A 14,837-nucleotide genomic window follows, 5' to 3' on the forward strand; every position below is an offset into this window, starting at 1 on the left:
TCGGTCGAACTTCAGGCTTCGGGGAGGGTGTGGGTCTGGCCGACGCCGCTGTCGGCCTGGTTGGGCGTCCAGCGCGGCCGCTCGCCGGCCATCTCGTCGCCGGTGATCTCATAGTGGATGGTCTCGGCGATATTGGTCGCGTGGTCGCCGATCCGTTCCAGGTTCTTGGCCATGAACAACAGATGGGTGCAGGCCGTGATCGTGCGCGGATCGCCCATCATGTAGGTCAGCAGTTCGCGGAACAGCGCATTGTAGTGCTCGTCCACCTCGTCGTCGGTGTTCCACACCGCCAGGGCGCCGTCGATTTCACCCGAGGTATAGGCGTCCAGCACGTCGCGCAGGCGCACCGACACCAGCCGCCCCATGCGCTCGATCGAACGGGTCAGGGGCTGCATCGGCGCGGTCTCGGCCACGGCCAGGGCGCGCTTGGCGATGTTCTTGGCCAGGTCGCCGGTGCGTTCCAGATCCGAGGCCAGCTTCATCGCCGACAGGGTCTTGCGCAGGTCGGACGCCACCGGCTGGCGCAAGGCGATCAGGCGGATGGCCTTGCGCTCGATGTCGCGCTGCATGACGTCCAGCTTGACGTCGCGTTCCACGACCGCCCGCGCCAGGGCGATGTCGCGCCGGGCCACGCTATCGACGGAATCGGCGACCTGGGCCTCGGCCAGGCCGCCCATTCGGGCGACCTCGGCCGTCAGCTGGTTCAGCTCGTCGCCGTAAGCCTTGACGGTGTGCTGGTTCATCCGAACCGTCCGGTGATGTAGTCGAGCGTGCGCCGCTCGCGCGGGTTGGTGAAGATTTCCTCGGTGTCGCCCGTCTCGACCAGACGGCCCATGTGGAAGAAGGCCGTGCGCTGCGAGACGCGCGCCGCCTGCGCCATCGAGTGGGTGACGATGACGATGCAGTAGCGTTCGCGCAGCTCGTCGATCAGCTCCTCGATCTTGGCCGTCGCAATGGGGTCCAGGGCCGAGCAGGGCTCATCCATCAGGATGACTTCGGGCTCGACCGCGATCGCGCGGGCGATGACCAGACGCTGCTGCTGTCCGCCCGACAGGCCCGAGCCCGACGAGTGCAGCCGGTCAGCAACCTCATCCCACAGTCCGGCGCGCTTCAGCGACGCCTCGACCACGCCGTCCAGCTCCGACTTCGACGACGTCAGGCCGTGGATGCGCGGACCATAGGCCACGTTCTCGTAGATCGACTTGGGGAAGGGGTTCGGCTTCTGGAACACCATCCCGACCTGGGCGCGCAGCAGCACCGGGTCGATCTTGCGGTCGTTGATGTCGCCGTCGTCCATGCGGATGCTGCCGGTGACGCGGCAGCCCGGAATGGTGTCGTTCATGCGGTTCATCGTCCGCAGGAAGGTCGACTTGCCGCAGCCCGACGGGCCGATGAAGGCGGTGACGGTCTTGTCCGGAATGTCGAGGCTGACGTCGAAGAGCGCCTGCTTTTCGCCATAGAAGACTGAGACGTCGCGCGCCGCGATCTTGACCGGATGTTCCGCCCCTGCTGACGCCGCCACGGCCGGCGCGCGCACGCCGCCGGGTCCCGGCGCGACGTCCGACAGATCGGTCGGCGCTGTCGCGGCGGTCGGCACAGGCGTCGGCGTCGGCTCGGCGGCGGCCGAAGCCCCGCCGTTGCGATCGTCAGGCGCGCGGAAGAAGGAGGACTTCATAGACATCACCAGCGGCGTTCGAAGCGCCGACGCAGCACGATGGCGGCGGCGTTCATAAGGATCATGAAGGCGAGCAGGACCATGATGGCGGCGGCCGTCCGCTCATGGAACGCGCGCTCGGACGCGTTTTCCCAGATATAGACCAGCGACGGCAGGGCGCCCGCAGCGGCGTCGATCATGTGCGGCACGCCGGGCACGAAGCTGACCATGCCGATCAGCAGCAGCGGGGCGGTCTCGCCCAGGGCGTGGGCCATCGAGATGATCGAACCGGTCATCACGCCCGGCATGGCCAGGGGCAACACATGCTGGAACACGGTCTGGGTGCGGCTGGCCCCCATGGCCAGGGCGGCCTCACGGATCGACGGCGGCACCGCCTTCAGCGACGACCGGGTGGCGATGATGATGGTCGGCAGGGCCATCAGGGCCAGCACCAGCCCGCCCACCAGCGGCGACGAACGCGGCAGATGCATCCAGTTGATGAACAGGGCCACGCCCAGCAGGCCGTAGACGATCGACGGCACGGCCGCGAGGTTGTTGATGTTGACCTCGATCAGGTCGGTCAGCCGGTTCCGGGGCGCGAATTCCTCCAGATAGACCGCCGCGCCGATGCCGATCGGAATGGCCAGAAGCGCCGTCACCAGCAGCATCAGCGCCGATCCGACCAGACCGCCCAAAACCCCGGCCAGTTCCGGCTCGGTGGAGTCGCCGTTGGTGAACAGCGCCGTATTGAAGTGGGCGCGCACCGCCCCCTTCGCCTTCAGCTGATCCAGCCAGCCGATCTGCTCATCGGTCAGCCGGCGCTGGTCGGCCGGGGTGTCGCGCGAAATCTCGCCCTTGTAGTAGAGGTCGGCGTCATCCGACGTCGGCGCCGGAACAGCCACGGTCTGGCCGATCAGGTTGGGGTTCTCGCGGACCATGTCGCCGGCGCGGAATTTCAGCTCCGACGAAAACAACGAACGCATGGCCAGGGCCTTCGACCCGCGCTCGTCGTCGGTCACGCCCAGGCGGCGCAGTTCCTGCTCGGCCGCCATCAGCTGGTAGTTGGCGCCCTGCGGATAGGCCCGGTCGATGCGCGCCGGATCCATATAGATCGGCACCGTGATCTCGTGGGCGTAGAAGGCGGTGTACCCCTGCCCCACCACCCGCGCGAGCAGCAGCAGCAGGAAGCCGATCGCCAGGGCGATGGCCAGAACGCCGTACAGCCGGAAACGGCGTTCACGGGCATAGCGGACCTTCACGCCGGCTTGGAGCTTTTCCAGACGCGCGCGCGAACGGGCGTCGCCGGCGTCCGCCAGGATCGTGGGCGTCGCGGTGTCGGGGGTCGCGTCAGTCATACTGTTCCCGATAGGTCTGGACGATCCGCTGGGCGACGATGTTCAGCGCCAGGGTCACCAGGAAGAGGGTCAGACCCAGGCCGAACGCCGCCAGGGTCTTGGCGCTGTCGAACTCCTGGTCGCCGGTCAGCAGGGTGACGATCTGCACCGTGACGGTCGTCACCGTGTCGAGCGGATTGAGGGTCAGGTTTGCGGCCAGGCCCGCCGCCATGGTCACGATCATGGTCTCGCCGATCGCCCGCGACACGGCCAGCAGCAGGGCGCCGGCCACGCCCGGCAGGGCGGCGGGCATCAGCACCTTCTTGACCGTCTCGGACTTGGTGGCGCCCATGGCGTAGGAGCCGTCGCGCAGGCTCTGTGGCACTGCGTTCAGGATGTCGTCCGACAGCGACGACACGAAGGGGATCAGCATGATGCCCATCACGGCGCCTGCCACCAGGGCCATCTGGTTCTGGACCAGCAGCAGATACTGGCCGACGCCGTCCAGCGGCCCGCCCGCCAGCCAGCCGCCGATGGTGTTGAAGAACACCCGGAACGCCGGCCCCACCGTCAGGGCGGCGAAGAAACCGTAGACCACCGTCGGGATCCCCGCGAGAATCTCCAGCACCGGCTTGACCACGGCGCGCGTCGTGCGGCTGGCGTATTCCGACAGATAGATGGCCGAGAACAGGCCCACCGGCGCCGCCACGGCCATGGCGATCAGCATGATCAGGAAGGTGCCGGCGAACAGCGGCACCGCCCCGAACGCCCCGGTCGATCCGACCTGGTCCGCACGAATGGCGATCTGGGGCGACCATTTGGTCCCGAACAGGAACTCAGTGACCGGCACCTGCTCAAAGAACCGGAGCGCGTCCCACAGCAGGGACGCGACGATGCCCAGGGTCGTCAACACCGCGACAGCGGAACAGGCGAAGAGAACGACGGCGATCCAGGCCTCGACGGCGTTGCGTGCGCGCAGCTCGGGCCGGATCCGCAGGAACACCCACAGCCCGCCCAGGATCGCCAGGATCACGGCGCCCACGCCGGCGCCCAGCGCCAGAATGCGGTCGATCTGGACAGCCCGGCGCGCCTCGCGGGGCAGTTGTTCAGACAGCGGGGCTTCCCAGATCTGCAGCGGCGCGGCGCCGCGTCCGATCCGGCGGGCGTCGTCGAAGAAGGCGCCCCTCTGCATGGGCTCCAGCGCATTGACCTCGGCGGGAGCGCCCGAGGCCAGCAGGCCGTCGGAGATCGGGCCGGACAGCACGCCGCCCAGGATCAGCACCAGCAGCGCCGGCGCCAGGATCCAGACCAGGGCGTAGTAGCCGTGCTGGTTCGGGCGCGAATGTCCACGTCCACCGGCGGCGGCCACCCGACGTCGCGCCAGGGCGCGCGCGCCGACGAACCCCAGCGCCGAAAGCGCGATCAGGATCAGCAGGAAAATCCAGAACATCGGGTCTTGGCGTCGCCGAATCTGAAGCGTGGGAGAGCCCGGCTTCTTGCGCGGCGGAAACTGCCTTCAGTTGGCGAGCGGATTAAGACGGCCCGATGACAGTTCTGTTACGGCGTCGGTCCGGCGGTATCCGTGCTGGACTCCGGCCGAGCCGCCAGGGGGAAATAGGCGCAGAAACTTGCACCGTCCCCCAACGCGCTTTCCACCGCCAGTCCGCCACGGTGGCGGTTGACGATGTGTTTGACGATGGCCAGCCCCAGGCCCGTGCCCGGCCGGTCGCCGCCGCTCTTCTGGCCTTCGACGCGATAGAACCGCTCGGTGAGGCGCGGCAGGTGCTCCCGGGCCATGCCCGGCCCATGATCGCGCACGCGAACGGCGGCGTACCGGACCCCCGCCTCGCGATCCGGCGTCACGAGCGAGAGACGCGTGGCCCCCTCGCGGCGTGGCCCCTGGGCCGTGTCCAGCGCGAGATCGGTCTCGATCACGATCTCCACGGTCTGGCCTGGGCCGGAGTATTTGATCGCATTGTCGGTCAGGTTCTGGATCACCTGAACGATCTCGTCCCGATCGCCGTCCACGGTGGCGCGTTCGGCCGGCGCTTCCAGCCTGACGGTCACGCCCTTTTCGCGGGACAGGACGCTGACGGCGTCGACCACGTCCGCGGCGGCGCGCCCCAGATCCACGCGGCCGGACGGCGGAATATGTTCATTCAGTTCGATGCGGCTGAGCGACAGCAGGTCCGCCACCAGCCGGCTCATCCGGTCCGCCTGGGCCGACATGATGTCGAGGAAGCGATCGCGCGCGACCGGATCCTCCTTGGCGTGTCCCTTCAGAGTCTCGATGAAGCCGGACAGGGAGGCGAGCGGCGTCCGCAGCTCGTGGCTGGCGTTGGCCAGAAAATCGACCCGCATCAGCTCCATCCGACGCACGTCGGTCTCGTCCCGCAACCCCAGGATGGCCAGAGGTCGCGCCGGATCCAGTTTCAGCGGCTGGACCCAGGCGCGCCAGTGCCGCTCGCGCGCGCCGCTGGCGGAATAGTCGGTCGCCGAGGCGACGCCGCCGAACAGGGCTTCGTCAACAGCCTCCAGCACGCCCGGATCGCGGACAAAGCTGACCAGCAGACCGCCCTCGCGCGGCACCTTCAACAGATCACGCGCCGCCGCATTGGCCAGGACGATGCGACGCCCGGCCAGATCGTCGGCCTCGCCTCCCGCCACGATCAGGATCGGATCGTTCAGCGCCTCGAACACGCTGTCCAGCAGGGCGGCGTCCAGACTGCGAGGCGGTGACCCGACGGGCGCCGCTTCGCCAGCCAGGTTTGACGACGCGAACGCCGGATTCACGGACCCGGTTTTGTGCTGCATCCCGGCCCAGGCGGCCGCACCGACCACCGCCGCCCCCCCCAGCAACCACAGCGCCATATCGGGCCGCACCGCCGCGAGGATCAGCATGATGACGACAGCCAGAATCGCCGCCGCCCCGCTGGTCCACAGGGGAGAGGACTCCGTCGGCGCCACCGGCGAAGGGGAATGGTCCAGCGGCATGGGCGGGCGCGGATCCTCCATCACGACGCAGGAGGCGCCGATTCGGTCCGTCTAGCACCGCCTCCGACACGGGATCATGACGACGGTCCTCATTCGTAGCCGTGGGCCGCTTCATTGATGACCTGGGACGGCATGGTCGAGAAGTCGACGGCGATCGGGCGCGGCGCCTTGGCCTGCAAGGTCTTGATCACATGTTCCAGCCGACGACGAACCTCACCCTCGGCCTCGCCGCCGGGCGTCAGGTTCAGGGGGGCCAGGCAGAAATCGATGATCGCCTGCGGTCGGGTCAGGGGCTCCATGGCCGGTCTCCTTGCAATCGTCCCGCCGACACGGCGAGGACACGCCGAGGAAAACACGCCACAGTCACATTTTGTACTGCTTATCGAGCGCAATTGAAGTCATTTTGTCACTGTATGACTTTCCGATGAAGTCATTTCATGACATCCTGCGATCATGGACGCCTCACAGGATCGCAAGCTCTTCCTCGGCGGTCGGCTGAAGCGGCTGCGTCGCGACCTGGGCCTGACCCAGACGGCGATGGCCGCCGATCTGGGCGTCTCGCCCAGCTATCTGAACCATATCGAGCGTAACCAGCGGCCCGTCTCGGCCCAGCTTCTGCTGCGTCTGGCAGAGACCTACGACGTCGATCTGCGCGCCCTGGCCCGCACCGCCGGACCTGATCCCAAACAGCTGGGCGAACTGTTCGCCGATCCGGTGTTCGCCGGATTGGCCGTGCCGCGTCACGAGGCGCAGCATCTCGCCGAGGAGGCGCCCGCCGCGGCCGAGGCCCTGGTCCGCCTCTATCGCGCCTTCGCTGACCGGCGCGACCGGGCGCGCGCCGAGGCGGATCGCGCCGGCGCCGCTCTGGAGGCCACGCCCGCCGATCATGTGCGAGACTACATCCAGTCCCACGACAACCATTTCCCCGAGCTTGACGCTCTCGGCGAGGCGCTGAACGCCGAACTGAACGCCGCGGCGCCGGGCCTGTCGGGCGAGGCCCTGGACGTCCGCATCCGCGCCCGCCTGCTGGCGCGGCACGGCCTGTCGGTCCGGATCATGCCGATCGAGGTCATGGTGGAATGGACGCGGCGCTATGACCCGCATCGTGGACGCCTGTTGCTGTCCGAGGCGCTGGGCCCCTCCTCCCGCGCCTTCGCCTGCGCCTATCAGCTGGTCCTGATCGAACACGGCGCCCGGCTCGACGCCCTGGCCGACGCCGCCGCCATGCCCGATGCGGCGGCGCGCGACCTGCTGAAGGTCTCCCTGACCAACTATCTGGCCGCCGCCCTGCTGATGCCCTACGCCGCCTTCCAGCGCGCGGCGGAAGAGACCGGCTATGACCTGAGCCGCCTCATGGCCCGGTTCGGAGTGGGCTTCGAACAGGCGGCCCATCGCCTGACCACCCTGTCGCGTCCGACCGCGCGGGGCGTGCCCTTCTTCCTGATGCGGACGGATCAGGCCGGGAACGTGTCCAAGCGCCACGCCGCCGGTGACTTTCCGTTCGCCCGCTTCGGCGGCGCCTGCCCGCGCTGGAAGTTGTATGCGGCCTTTCGCACGCCAGGGCGGGTCGTGACCCAGATCATCGAGACCCCGGACGGCGGCCGTTGGTTCACCCTGGCGCGGACCGTCACGCGTCACGGCGGCCAGGCCTGGAGCGGCGAACCCTCGACCGAAGGTCACGATCTGGCCATCGGCCTGGGCTGCGAACTGCGGCACGCGCACCGGCTGATCTATGCGCGCGGCCTGGACCTGACCTCGCCGTCCGTGACGCCCATCGGACCGGCCTGCCGCCTGTGCCATCGCCACCCCTGCGCCGAGCGCGCCGCACCGCCGGTCGATCGCCCGCTGACCGTCGACGACTGGTCCAAGTCGGTCAGCGCCCACCCCTTCGCCGGGGCCTGAGCCGACCGCCGCGGTTGACGGGGCGACGGCTTCATGCGCCAAGGCCGCCGATGAAGACGGCCGATTTCGATTTCCATCTGCCCGAGGACCGCATCGCCCTGCGCCCGGCCCAGCCCCGCGACGCCGCGCGCCTGCTGGTCGTGCACGACGGCGGTGTCGAAGATCGCATCATCCGCGACCTGCCCGACCTGCTTCAGCCGGGCGACGCCCTGGTGTTCAACGACACCCGCGTCATCCCGGCGCGGATGTCCGGTCTGCGTCATCGTCAGGGCCCCGACGGCCAGACCCTGACGGTCGAGGTCGAGGCCACCCTGCACCACCGCGACGCGCCTGATGTCTGGTCGGCCTTCATGAAGCCGGGCAAGCGGATCAAGGTCGGCGACCGGATCACATTTACGTCCCTTCTCCCCTCGGGGGAGAAGGTGGCTCGCGAAGCGAGACGGTTGAGGGGGCTCCCGGAAACGGACGAGACCCTCACCGACGGCGTCGCGGACACGCCCCCCTCATCCGAGCCCTCCGGGCCCACCTTCTCCCCCGAGGGGAGAAGGACATTGTCAGCGACAGTTTTCGCCAAATCCGACGACGGTTTGGTCACTCTGCGTTTCGACCTGGCGGGTCCGGCGCTGGACGACGCCGTCCGCGATGTCGGCGTCATGCCCCTGCCGCCCTATATCGCCGCGAAGCGCCCCGAGGACGATCAGGATCGGGCTGACTATCAGACCGTCTTCGCCGAACACGACGGTTCCGTGGCGGCCCCCACCGCGGGCCTGCACTTCACCCCCGGCCTGCTGGACGCCCTGGCCGCTCGCGGCGTCTCGACCCACGCCGTCACCCTGCACGTCGGCGCCGGGACCTTCCTGCCGGTCAAGGCGGAGGACCTGGCCGAACACCGGATGCACAGCGAATGGGGCGAGGTCTCCGCCGCCTCGGCCGATGCGCTGAACGCCGTGCGCGCCGCCGGCGGCCGGATCGTCTGCATCGGCACCACCTCCCTGCGCCTGCTCGAATCGGCGACCGGCGAGGACGGCGTGGTCCGGCCCTTCCACGGCGACACCGCCATCTTCATCACGCCCGGCTACCGGTTTCGGGCCGCCGACGTGCTGATGACCAACTTCCACCTCCCGAAATCGACCCTGTTCATGCTGGTGTCCGCCTTCGCCGGGCTTGAGGTCATGAAGGCGGCCTACACCCACGCCATCGACAGCGGTTACCGCTTCTATTCCTACGGCGACGGCTCCCTCCTGTTCCGGGCCTGACTCGCCGGCCGGGCGCCGCGACGCATCGCCGCCGCCTGGCCGGTGAAGCTCAAACCGACGCAAAAACATGGACTTAAGTCCACTGTAACACACCTTGACCTGTGAAGGCCCCGCCTATAGGTTCCGCGCCGAATTCAGACCCCGTTCCGGCCCGCCGGGACGCTGAGCGAACACAACCCATGTCCACTCCAACGGAATCGCGCGAAGAGGCGATCAAACGCCTCAACGAACGCGCATCTGACCTGGAGGCGGCGACGGCTCCGAAGACGTCCGAGCACCTGGCGGCTCAGGCGGTGACGAGCCAGGCCTACAAGATCATTGCCGAGCTGATCGGCGGGGTGCTTGTCGGACTGGGACTGGGCTTCATCGTGGACCGGTTCGCCGGAACCACGCCGTGGGGCATTATCGGCGGAACCCTGCTGGGTTTCGCCCTGTCGATTTACATGGCGCGCCGCACGGCCAACCGGCTGATGGCGCAGGCGAAGGCGAGCGGGGTCGAACCGAAATCGATCCCCTTCGACGACGAGGAAGACGAGGAGCGATAGGCCTTGGCTGGTCCGATCGAACAATTTGAAATCCACAAGGTCGTCGATCTTCCCGACGTCGTGCTGCCCGTTTTCGGCCAGACCGACCTGGCGATCACGAACTCGCACATCGCCATGACCATCGCCTTCGGCCTGGTGGTTCTGTTCCTCACGCTGGTGACGTCGAACGCCAAGGTCGTTCCAGGCCGGCTCCAGGCCGCCGGCGAGACGCTGTTCGGCATGATCGACGGGGTGACGGATTCGATCATCGGTCACGACGGCCGGAAGTATTTCCCGTTCGTCTTCACCCTGTTCCTGCTGGTGCTCGGCATGAACCTGCTCGGCATGTTCCTGACCTTCACCGCCACGTCGCAGCTGGCGGTCACGGGCACACTGGCGCTTCTCACCATCCTGCTCGTTATCGGCGTCGGCTTCGCCAAGAACGGCCTGGGCTTCTTCCTGCTGTTCTGGCCGACCAGCGCGCCGCTGCTGATCCGTCCGGTCGTCGGGCTGATCGAATTCCTGTCCTTCCTGCTTCGCCCGATCACCCTCGCGCTTCGTCTGTTCGGCAACATGCTGGGCGGCCATATCGCGCTCAAGATTTTCGCCGGTTTCGTGGTGTCGATGGGCGCCCTGGCTGCGGGCGGCGGGCTGGGCCTGCTGGGTCTGCCGGTGGCCGCCCTGTCGATGGGCATGGTGGTCGGCCTGACCGCCCTCGAATTCCTCGTCGCCTTCCTGCAGGCGTTCGTCTTCGCCGTTCTGGCCAGCATCTATCTCAACGATGTGGTCAACCTGGGTCACGGCCACTAAGGCTGCGAAACAGTTCGAACTCCCCACCTTCCAACCCTGACTGAATAGGAAACTCAACATGGAAGCCGAATCCTTCAAGTACTTCGGTATCGGCCTGGCCACCCTGGGCATGCTCGGCGCCGGCATCGGCGTGGGCAACATCTTCGGCAACTTCCTGGCGGGCGCCCTGCGCAACCCGTCGGCCGCCGCTTCGCAAGTCGGCAACCTGTTCGTCGGCGCCGCCCTGGTCGAGGCCCTGGGCATCCTGGCCTTCGTGCTGGGCATCCTGGCCTGGCTGGGCTGATACCGAACTGACTTCCGGCAGGCGGCGGCGCGTGTTCGATCGCGCCGCCGCCGCCTCAATTTTCAAAGACAGGCTGACGGATCATGGCTGATCCCCACATGCAGACGGACGGCGCCCACGCCGCGACCACCGAGGCCGAGGGCCATGGCGGTGGACTGCCCCAATTCGAGGCCCAGCACTGGGCCGGGCAGATGGGCTATCTGCTGGTCCTGTTCTTCCTGCTCTATATTCTGATCGCCAAGGTCTTCGCGCCGCGCCTGCGTCGTGTGATGGACGAGCGTCGCGACACCATCTCCGGCGCTGTCGAAACGGCTCGCAAGGTCCAGGCCGAGGCCGCCGAACAGGCCGCCGCCGCTAAGGCCGAGGTGGAACAGGCGCGCGCGGAGTCCCGCCGGGTCGCCGCCGAGGCCAAGGCCCGAGTGACCGCCGAAGCCGCCGAACGCGCCGCCGTCCAGGAAGCTGAAGTGAACGCCCGCATCGAGACCGCCGAGGCCGCCATCGCCAAGACCCGCGATGCAGCGATGGCCAACGTCGCAACGATTGCTTCCGATACCGCCGCCGCCATCGTCGAACGCCTGACCGGCAAGGCCGCGACGGCCGCCGAGCTGAAGGGATCCGTCTGATGCCGCATTTCCTCGACCCCCACATGTACAGCCTCGACAATCCCGAGCTGTGGGTCGGCATCGGCCTGCTGATCTTTTTCGGCATCCTGATCTTCGCCGGCGTGCCCAAGCTGGTGGGCGGCCAACTGGACGCCAAGGCCGCCAAGATTCAGGCTGACCTGGACGAGGCCGCCCGTCTGCGCGCCGAGGCCGAGGCCCTGTTGGCCCAGATCCGCGCCGAAAAGGCCGAGGCCGAGGCCCAGGCCGCCGATATGCTGAAGGCCGCCGAGGCTGACGCCCGGACGCTGGAAGCCGAGGCCAAGGCCAAACTGGAAGAAACCCTCGCCCGTCGTCAGGCCCTGGCTGAGCGCCGCATCGCCCAGGCCGAAGCCCAAGCCGCCGCCGAGGTGAAGGCCTCCGCCGCCGACCTGGCCGTGCAACAGGCCGAAGCCATCCTGACCGCCCGTGCGGCGACCCAGAAGGCCGACCCTCTGCTCGACGCCGCCATCAGCCAGATCGGCCAGCGTCTGAACTGACGACCGGCGACCTGAACTGACGACCGGCGACGATCGCGACATCATGCGAGGCCCCGCGGTTCCGCCGCGGGGCCTTTTCGTTGGTCAGTGGGCGGGAATGCCGCCGGCCGCCATCTCGCGGGCCAGCCGCTTCTCGCGCTGGACCAGCCGGCCGTAGACCATGCCCATGACGATGCCGAACACCACATTGGTGATCAGCAGCCACGCCACGACGCCGAATCCGCCGTCACCGGCGAAGGTGGCCCGATCGCCCAGCAGGAAGATCCCCGTCATCATCACCACGAAGGCGCCGACCGCGAAGACGATCCCCTTTGTGGCGAAGGTGTCGGTGGGCAGCCGTGGGCACAGATAGCCGAACAGCGAGCCGAGGATCACCACGCCGGTGATGATGTGGGCGACCCAGCCGACAATGGGCTGGCCGTCCATGCCGATCATGTGGGCGACGAGGTTTGGAAAGGGGGTGAACCAGGGTCCGCCCAGGGTGTTGACCAACTCCAGCACCACGACCACAGCCGTGGCGGCCGCGCCGGCCATCATGCCCATTTTTACGCGTGACATCATAACGAGAGCGCCTCCCAACGCTTCTGTTCGTTCCGATAACGCAGGGGGAGGTTACGCCTGTCTGGTCGAGGCGGTTAGGAACAGGATTTCACAAAACCGTGCTTCGCGAATGCGAAGTCGCAGCGCGAAAGGCTTAGCCGAAGGCGCGGCGCCACATGCGGCGCATCTTTTTCCTGAGCCGGATCAGGCGTCTGTAGCGGCGACGCAGCACCACCTTCTCGACCATCTTTTCGGCCCGCAGCGCCTGTTGCCAGAAGACCGGCCCGAACTCCGGGTTGCGGCGCAGCAGACGACGGAAGGGATAGACCCAGCGCGGCCGGGCGTGCTGGGCGCGGATGAAGTAGCGTTTGGCCCGGTACGAGCTGCGCAGAATCAGGATCAGCCCCAGGGCGATGACCGGCACGCCGCCGGGACCGGGCAGCGGGGCGATCAATATGCCCAGAAGCACGACAACCAGACCCAGCATCAGCATCGAGCTGCGCTTCAGCCAGCGGAAGACGCCGCCGGAAGGGCGTGGGCGAAGTCCAGGCAGGGCGGGCGCGGCGAAGGTCACGATGACCACCAGTTGGGAGTTGCAGGTCCTTGAGACAACGTCCCCGGTCCTCACCGGGTCCACGCAGCGGACGAAAAGCCCCCTACGTGGCGACACTGCCACAATAGGATTTACAATCCGCTTCGGTGTCTGAACCGAGGCTGAACGGTGAAGGTTTGGTCATGATCCGAAGGCCGCCCAAGGCCGTGGCCGAAATGGCGCAGTGAAAAGGGCCGCCCCTTCGGACGGCCCCTTCCCTCTCGGATGCTGCGACAGGCGTCAGGCCGCCTGATTGGACCCCTCAGGCGCGACCCAGCGCAGGCGCGGGGAACGGGCCGCGCGCGTTTCATCCAGCCGCTTCATCGGCGCATGGAAGGGCGCGCCCTTGAACCGGTCCGTATCGCCCGCCTTGGCCGCCTCGGCCAGAAGGCGCATAGCGTGGATGAAGCGGTCCAACTCGGCCTTGGATTCCGTTTCAGTCGGCTCGATCAGCATGGCCCCGTGGACGACCAGCGGGAAATACATGGTCATCGGGTGGAAGCCCTCGTCGATCATCGCCTTGGCGAAGTCGAGCGTGGTGATGTCCGTGCCCTTCAGCCATTCGTCGTCGAACAGGGCCTCGTGCATGCAGGGCCCGTCGGGGAAGGCCGGAGACATCAGGTCCTGCAGGCGGGCCTTGATGTAGTTGGCGTTCAGGACGGCGTCCTCGGCGACCTGACGCAGGCCGTCGGAGCCGTGGCTCATCATGTAAGACAGGGCGCGGACATACATGCCCATCTGACCCTGGAAGGCGCACAGGCGGCCGAAGGCTTGCGCCGCCTCGTCTTCCTCACGCTCGACCAGCTTGAAGCCGTCGCCGGCATTCACGACCCAGGGGGCCGGGGCGAAAGCCGCCAGGGCTTCCGACAGCACCACCGGACCCGCGCCCGGACCACCGCCGCCGTGGGGCGTGGAGAAGGTCTTGTGCAGGTTGATGTGCATGGCGTCGACGCCCAGGTCGCCCGGGCGCACCCGACCGACGATGGCGTTGAAGTTGGCCCCGTCGCAGTAGAAATAGGCCCCCGCCTCGTGCGTCAGGCGGCTGATCTCGAGGATGTCGCGCTCGAACAGGCCGCAGGTGTTGGGGTTGGTCACCATGATGGCGGCGACGTCCGGGCCAAGCTTGGCGGCCAGATCAGCCACGTCCACGCGGCCGTCGTCGGTCTGGGCCACCTCGACCACCGAATAACCGACGAAGGCGGCGGTGGCGGGGTTGGTGCCGTGAGCCGAGGTCGGGACCAGCACCTTGCGGCGCTGCTCATGCTCGCCCTTGGCTTCGTGGGCGGCGCGGATGGCCATCAGGCCGCACAGTTCGCCGTGGGCGCCGGCCTTGGGCGACAGGGCCACGGCGGGCATGCCGGTCAGGGTCGTCAGCCAGTGGGCCAGGGTGTCCATCAGCTCCAGCGCACCCTGGACCGTCGACTGCGGCTGCAACGGGTGGATGTCCGAGAAGCCCGGCAGGCGCGCCATCTTCTCGTTCAGGCGCGGGTTGTGCTTCATCGTGCACGAGCCCAGCGGATAGATGGCCAGGTCGATGGCGTGGTTCTTCTGGCTCAGGCGCACATAGTGGCGCATCGCCTCGGGCTCGCTCAGGCCCGGCAGGCCGATCGGGTCCTTGCGGACCAGATCGCCGAGGTCGGCGCCGGTCGTGGCGGGCTCCGGCAGGTCGACGCCGGTCTTGCCCCAGCCCTCGCCCTCGAAGATCAGGGCCTCGTCCTGCAACAGGCCCCGCGCCCCGGTCAGGGTGGCGGGTTTGGATTCCACGGCGTTGGGGGTGGTCGGACGGCCGACGGTGTTCATGGTGCTCATG

16 protein-coding genes are annotated in these 14,837 nt (G+C 67.9%); 7 read left to right on the plus strand and 9 right to left on the minus strand.

The annotated features are described in order from the left end of the window. Positions 1-11: 11 nt before the first annotated feature. The 6 genes from phoU to ACO2Q1_RS07075 all read right to left on the minus strand — a co-directional run bounded on the left by phoU (position 12) and on the right by ACO2Q1_RS07075 (position 6,281). The gene (phoU, locus tag ACO2Q1_RS07050) at positions 12-743 is read right to left on the minus strand and encodes a phosphate signaling complex protein PhoU (protein WP_423328785.1); all 732 of its coding nucleotides are present in this window, start codon (positions 741-743) and stop codon (positions 12-14) included. Further along, entirely contained in the window at positions 740-1,675 is a 936-nt protein-coding gene (gene pstB, locus ACO2Q1_RS07055) for a phosphate ABC transporter ATP-binding protein PstB (RefSeq protein ID WP_423328786.1), read from the minus strand. The genes phoU and pstB overlap by 4 nt, the downstream gene beginning before the upstream one ends. Before the next feature lie 5 nt (positions 1,676-1,680). After that, a complete protein-coding gene (pstA, locus tag ACO2Q1_RS07060) occupies positions 1,681-3,009 on the minus strand; it encodes a phosphate ABC transporter permease PstA (protein WP_423328787.1) in 1,329 nt (442 codons plus the stop codon). Beyond that, entirely contained in the window at positions 3,002-4,438 is a 1,437-nt protein-coding gene (gene pstC, locus ACO2Q1_RS07065; protein WP_423328788.1) for a phosphate ABC transporter permease subunit PstC, read from the minus strand. Before pstC ends, pstA begins: the two co-directional genes overlap by 8 nt. Positions 4,439-4,545: 107 nt before the next feature. After that, the gene (locus ACO2Q1_RS07070; RefSeq protein ID WP_423328789.1) at positions 4,546-5,982 is read right to left on the minus strand and encodes a sensor histidine kinase; all 1,437 of its coding nucleotides are present in this window, start codon (positions 5,980-5,982) and stop codon (positions 4,546-4,548) included. An 89-nt stretch (positions 5,983-6,071) separates the two neighbouring features. Next, positions 6,072-6,281, minus strand: coding sequence for a hypothetical protein (locus tag ACO2Q1_RS07075; protein WP_423328790.1), 210 nt, complete (start codon positions 6,279-6,281; stop codon positions 6,072-6,074). Positions 6,282-6,435: 154 nt separating this feature from the next. Here ACO2Q1_RS07075 and ACO2Q1_RS07080 point away from each other — a divergent pair, with 154 nt between their 5' ends. The 7 genes from ACO2Q1_RS07080 to ACO2Q1_RS07110 all read left to right on the plus strand — a co-directional run bounded on the left by ACO2Q1_RS07080 (position 6,436) and on the right by ACO2Q1_RS07110 (position 11,895). Then, positions 6,436-7,884 carry a helix-turn-helix domain-containing protein gene (locus ACO2Q1_RS07080; RefSeq protein ID WP_423328791.1) on the plus strand — a complete coding sequence of 483 codons (1,449 nt, stop codon included), beginning with the start codon at positions 6,436-6,438 and terminating at the stop codon, positions 7,882-7,884. A gap of 50 nt (positions 7,885-7,934) precedes the next feature. Further along, positions 7,935-9,140, plus strand: a complete 1,206-nt coding sequence (queA, locus tag ACO2Q1_RS07085) for a tRNA preQ1(34) S-adenosylmethionine ribosyltransferase-isomerase QueA (protein ID WP_423328792.1) — start codon at positions 7,935-7,937, stop codon at positions 9,138-9,140. Between the two features lie 179 nt (positions 9,141-9,319). Then, positions 9,320-9,685 carry an AtpZ/AtpI family protein gene (locus ACO2Q1_RS07090; RefSeq protein ID WP_423328793.1) on the plus strand — a complete coding sequence of 122 codons (366 nt, stop codon included), beginning with the start codon at positions 9,320-9,322 and terminating at the stop codon, positions 9,683-9,685. Between the two features lie 3 nt (positions 9,686-9,688). After that, complete coding sequence (locus ACO2Q1_RS07095) at positions 9,689-10,474, plus strand: F0F1 ATP synthase subunit A (RefSeq protein ID WP_423328794.1); 786 nt, start codon at positions 9,689-9,691, stop codon at positions 10,472-10,474. Positions 10,475-10,532: 58 nt separating this feature from the next. Then, entirely contained in the window at positions 10,533-10,757 is a 225-nt protein-coding gene (locus ACO2Q1_RS07100; RefSeq protein ID WP_292170694.1) for a F0F1 ATP synthase subunit C, read from the plus strand. A gap of 83 nt (positions 10,758-10,840) precedes the next feature. Next, positions 10,841-11,380 carry a hypothetical protein gene (locus ACO2Q1_RS07105; protein WP_423328795.1) on the plus strand — a complete coding sequence of 180 codons (540 nt, stop codon included), beginning with the start codon at positions 10,841-10,843 and terminating at the stop codon, positions 11,378-11,380. After that, the gene (locus ACO2Q1_RS07110; protein WP_423328796.1) at positions 11,380-11,895 is read left to right on the plus strand and encodes a F0F1 ATP synthase subunit B; all 516 of its coding nucleotides are present in this window, start codon (positions 11,380-11,382) and stop codon (positions 11,893-11,895) included. The genes ACO2Q1_RS07105 and ACO2Q1_RS07110 overlap by 1 nt, the downstream gene beginning before the upstream one ends. A gap of 84 nt (positions 11,896-11,979) precedes the next feature. Here the strand turns inward: ACO2Q1_RS07110 and ACO2Q1_RS07115 are convergent, their stop codons facing one another. The 3 genes from ACO2Q1_RS07115 to gcvPB all read right to left on the minus strand — a co-directional run bounded on the left by ACO2Q1_RS07115 (position 11,980) and on the right by gcvPB (position 14,836). Next, positions 11,980-12,453, minus strand: a complete 474-nt coding sequence (locus ACO2Q1_RS07115; RefSeq protein WP_423328797.1) for a DUF6789 family protein — start codon at positions 12,451-12,453, stop codon at positions 11,980-11,982. A gap of 136 nt (positions 12,454-12,589) precedes the next feature. Then, positions 12,590-13,009 carry a PGPGW domain-containing protein gene (locus ACO2Q1_RS07120; protein WP_423328798.1) on the minus strand — a complete coding sequence of 140 codons (420 nt, stop codon included), beginning with the start codon at positions 13,007-13,009 and terminating at the stop codon, positions 12,590-12,592. Positions 13,010-13,267: 258 nt separating this feature from the next. Then, the gene (gcvPB, locus tag ACO2Q1_RS07125) at positions 13,268-14,836 is read right to left on the minus strand and encodes an aminomethyl-transferring glycine dehydrogenase subunit GcvPB (RefSeq protein ID WP_423328799.1); all 1,569 of its coding nucleotides are present in this window, start codon (positions 14,834-14,836) and stop codon (positions 13,268-13,270) included. Position 14,837 lies beyond the last annotated feature (1 nt).

The organism is Brevundimonas sp. VNH65 (genome assembly GCF_049445955.1).
GTDB lineage: Bacteria > Pseudomonadota > Alphaproteobacteria > Caulobacterales > Caulobacteraceae > Brevundimonas.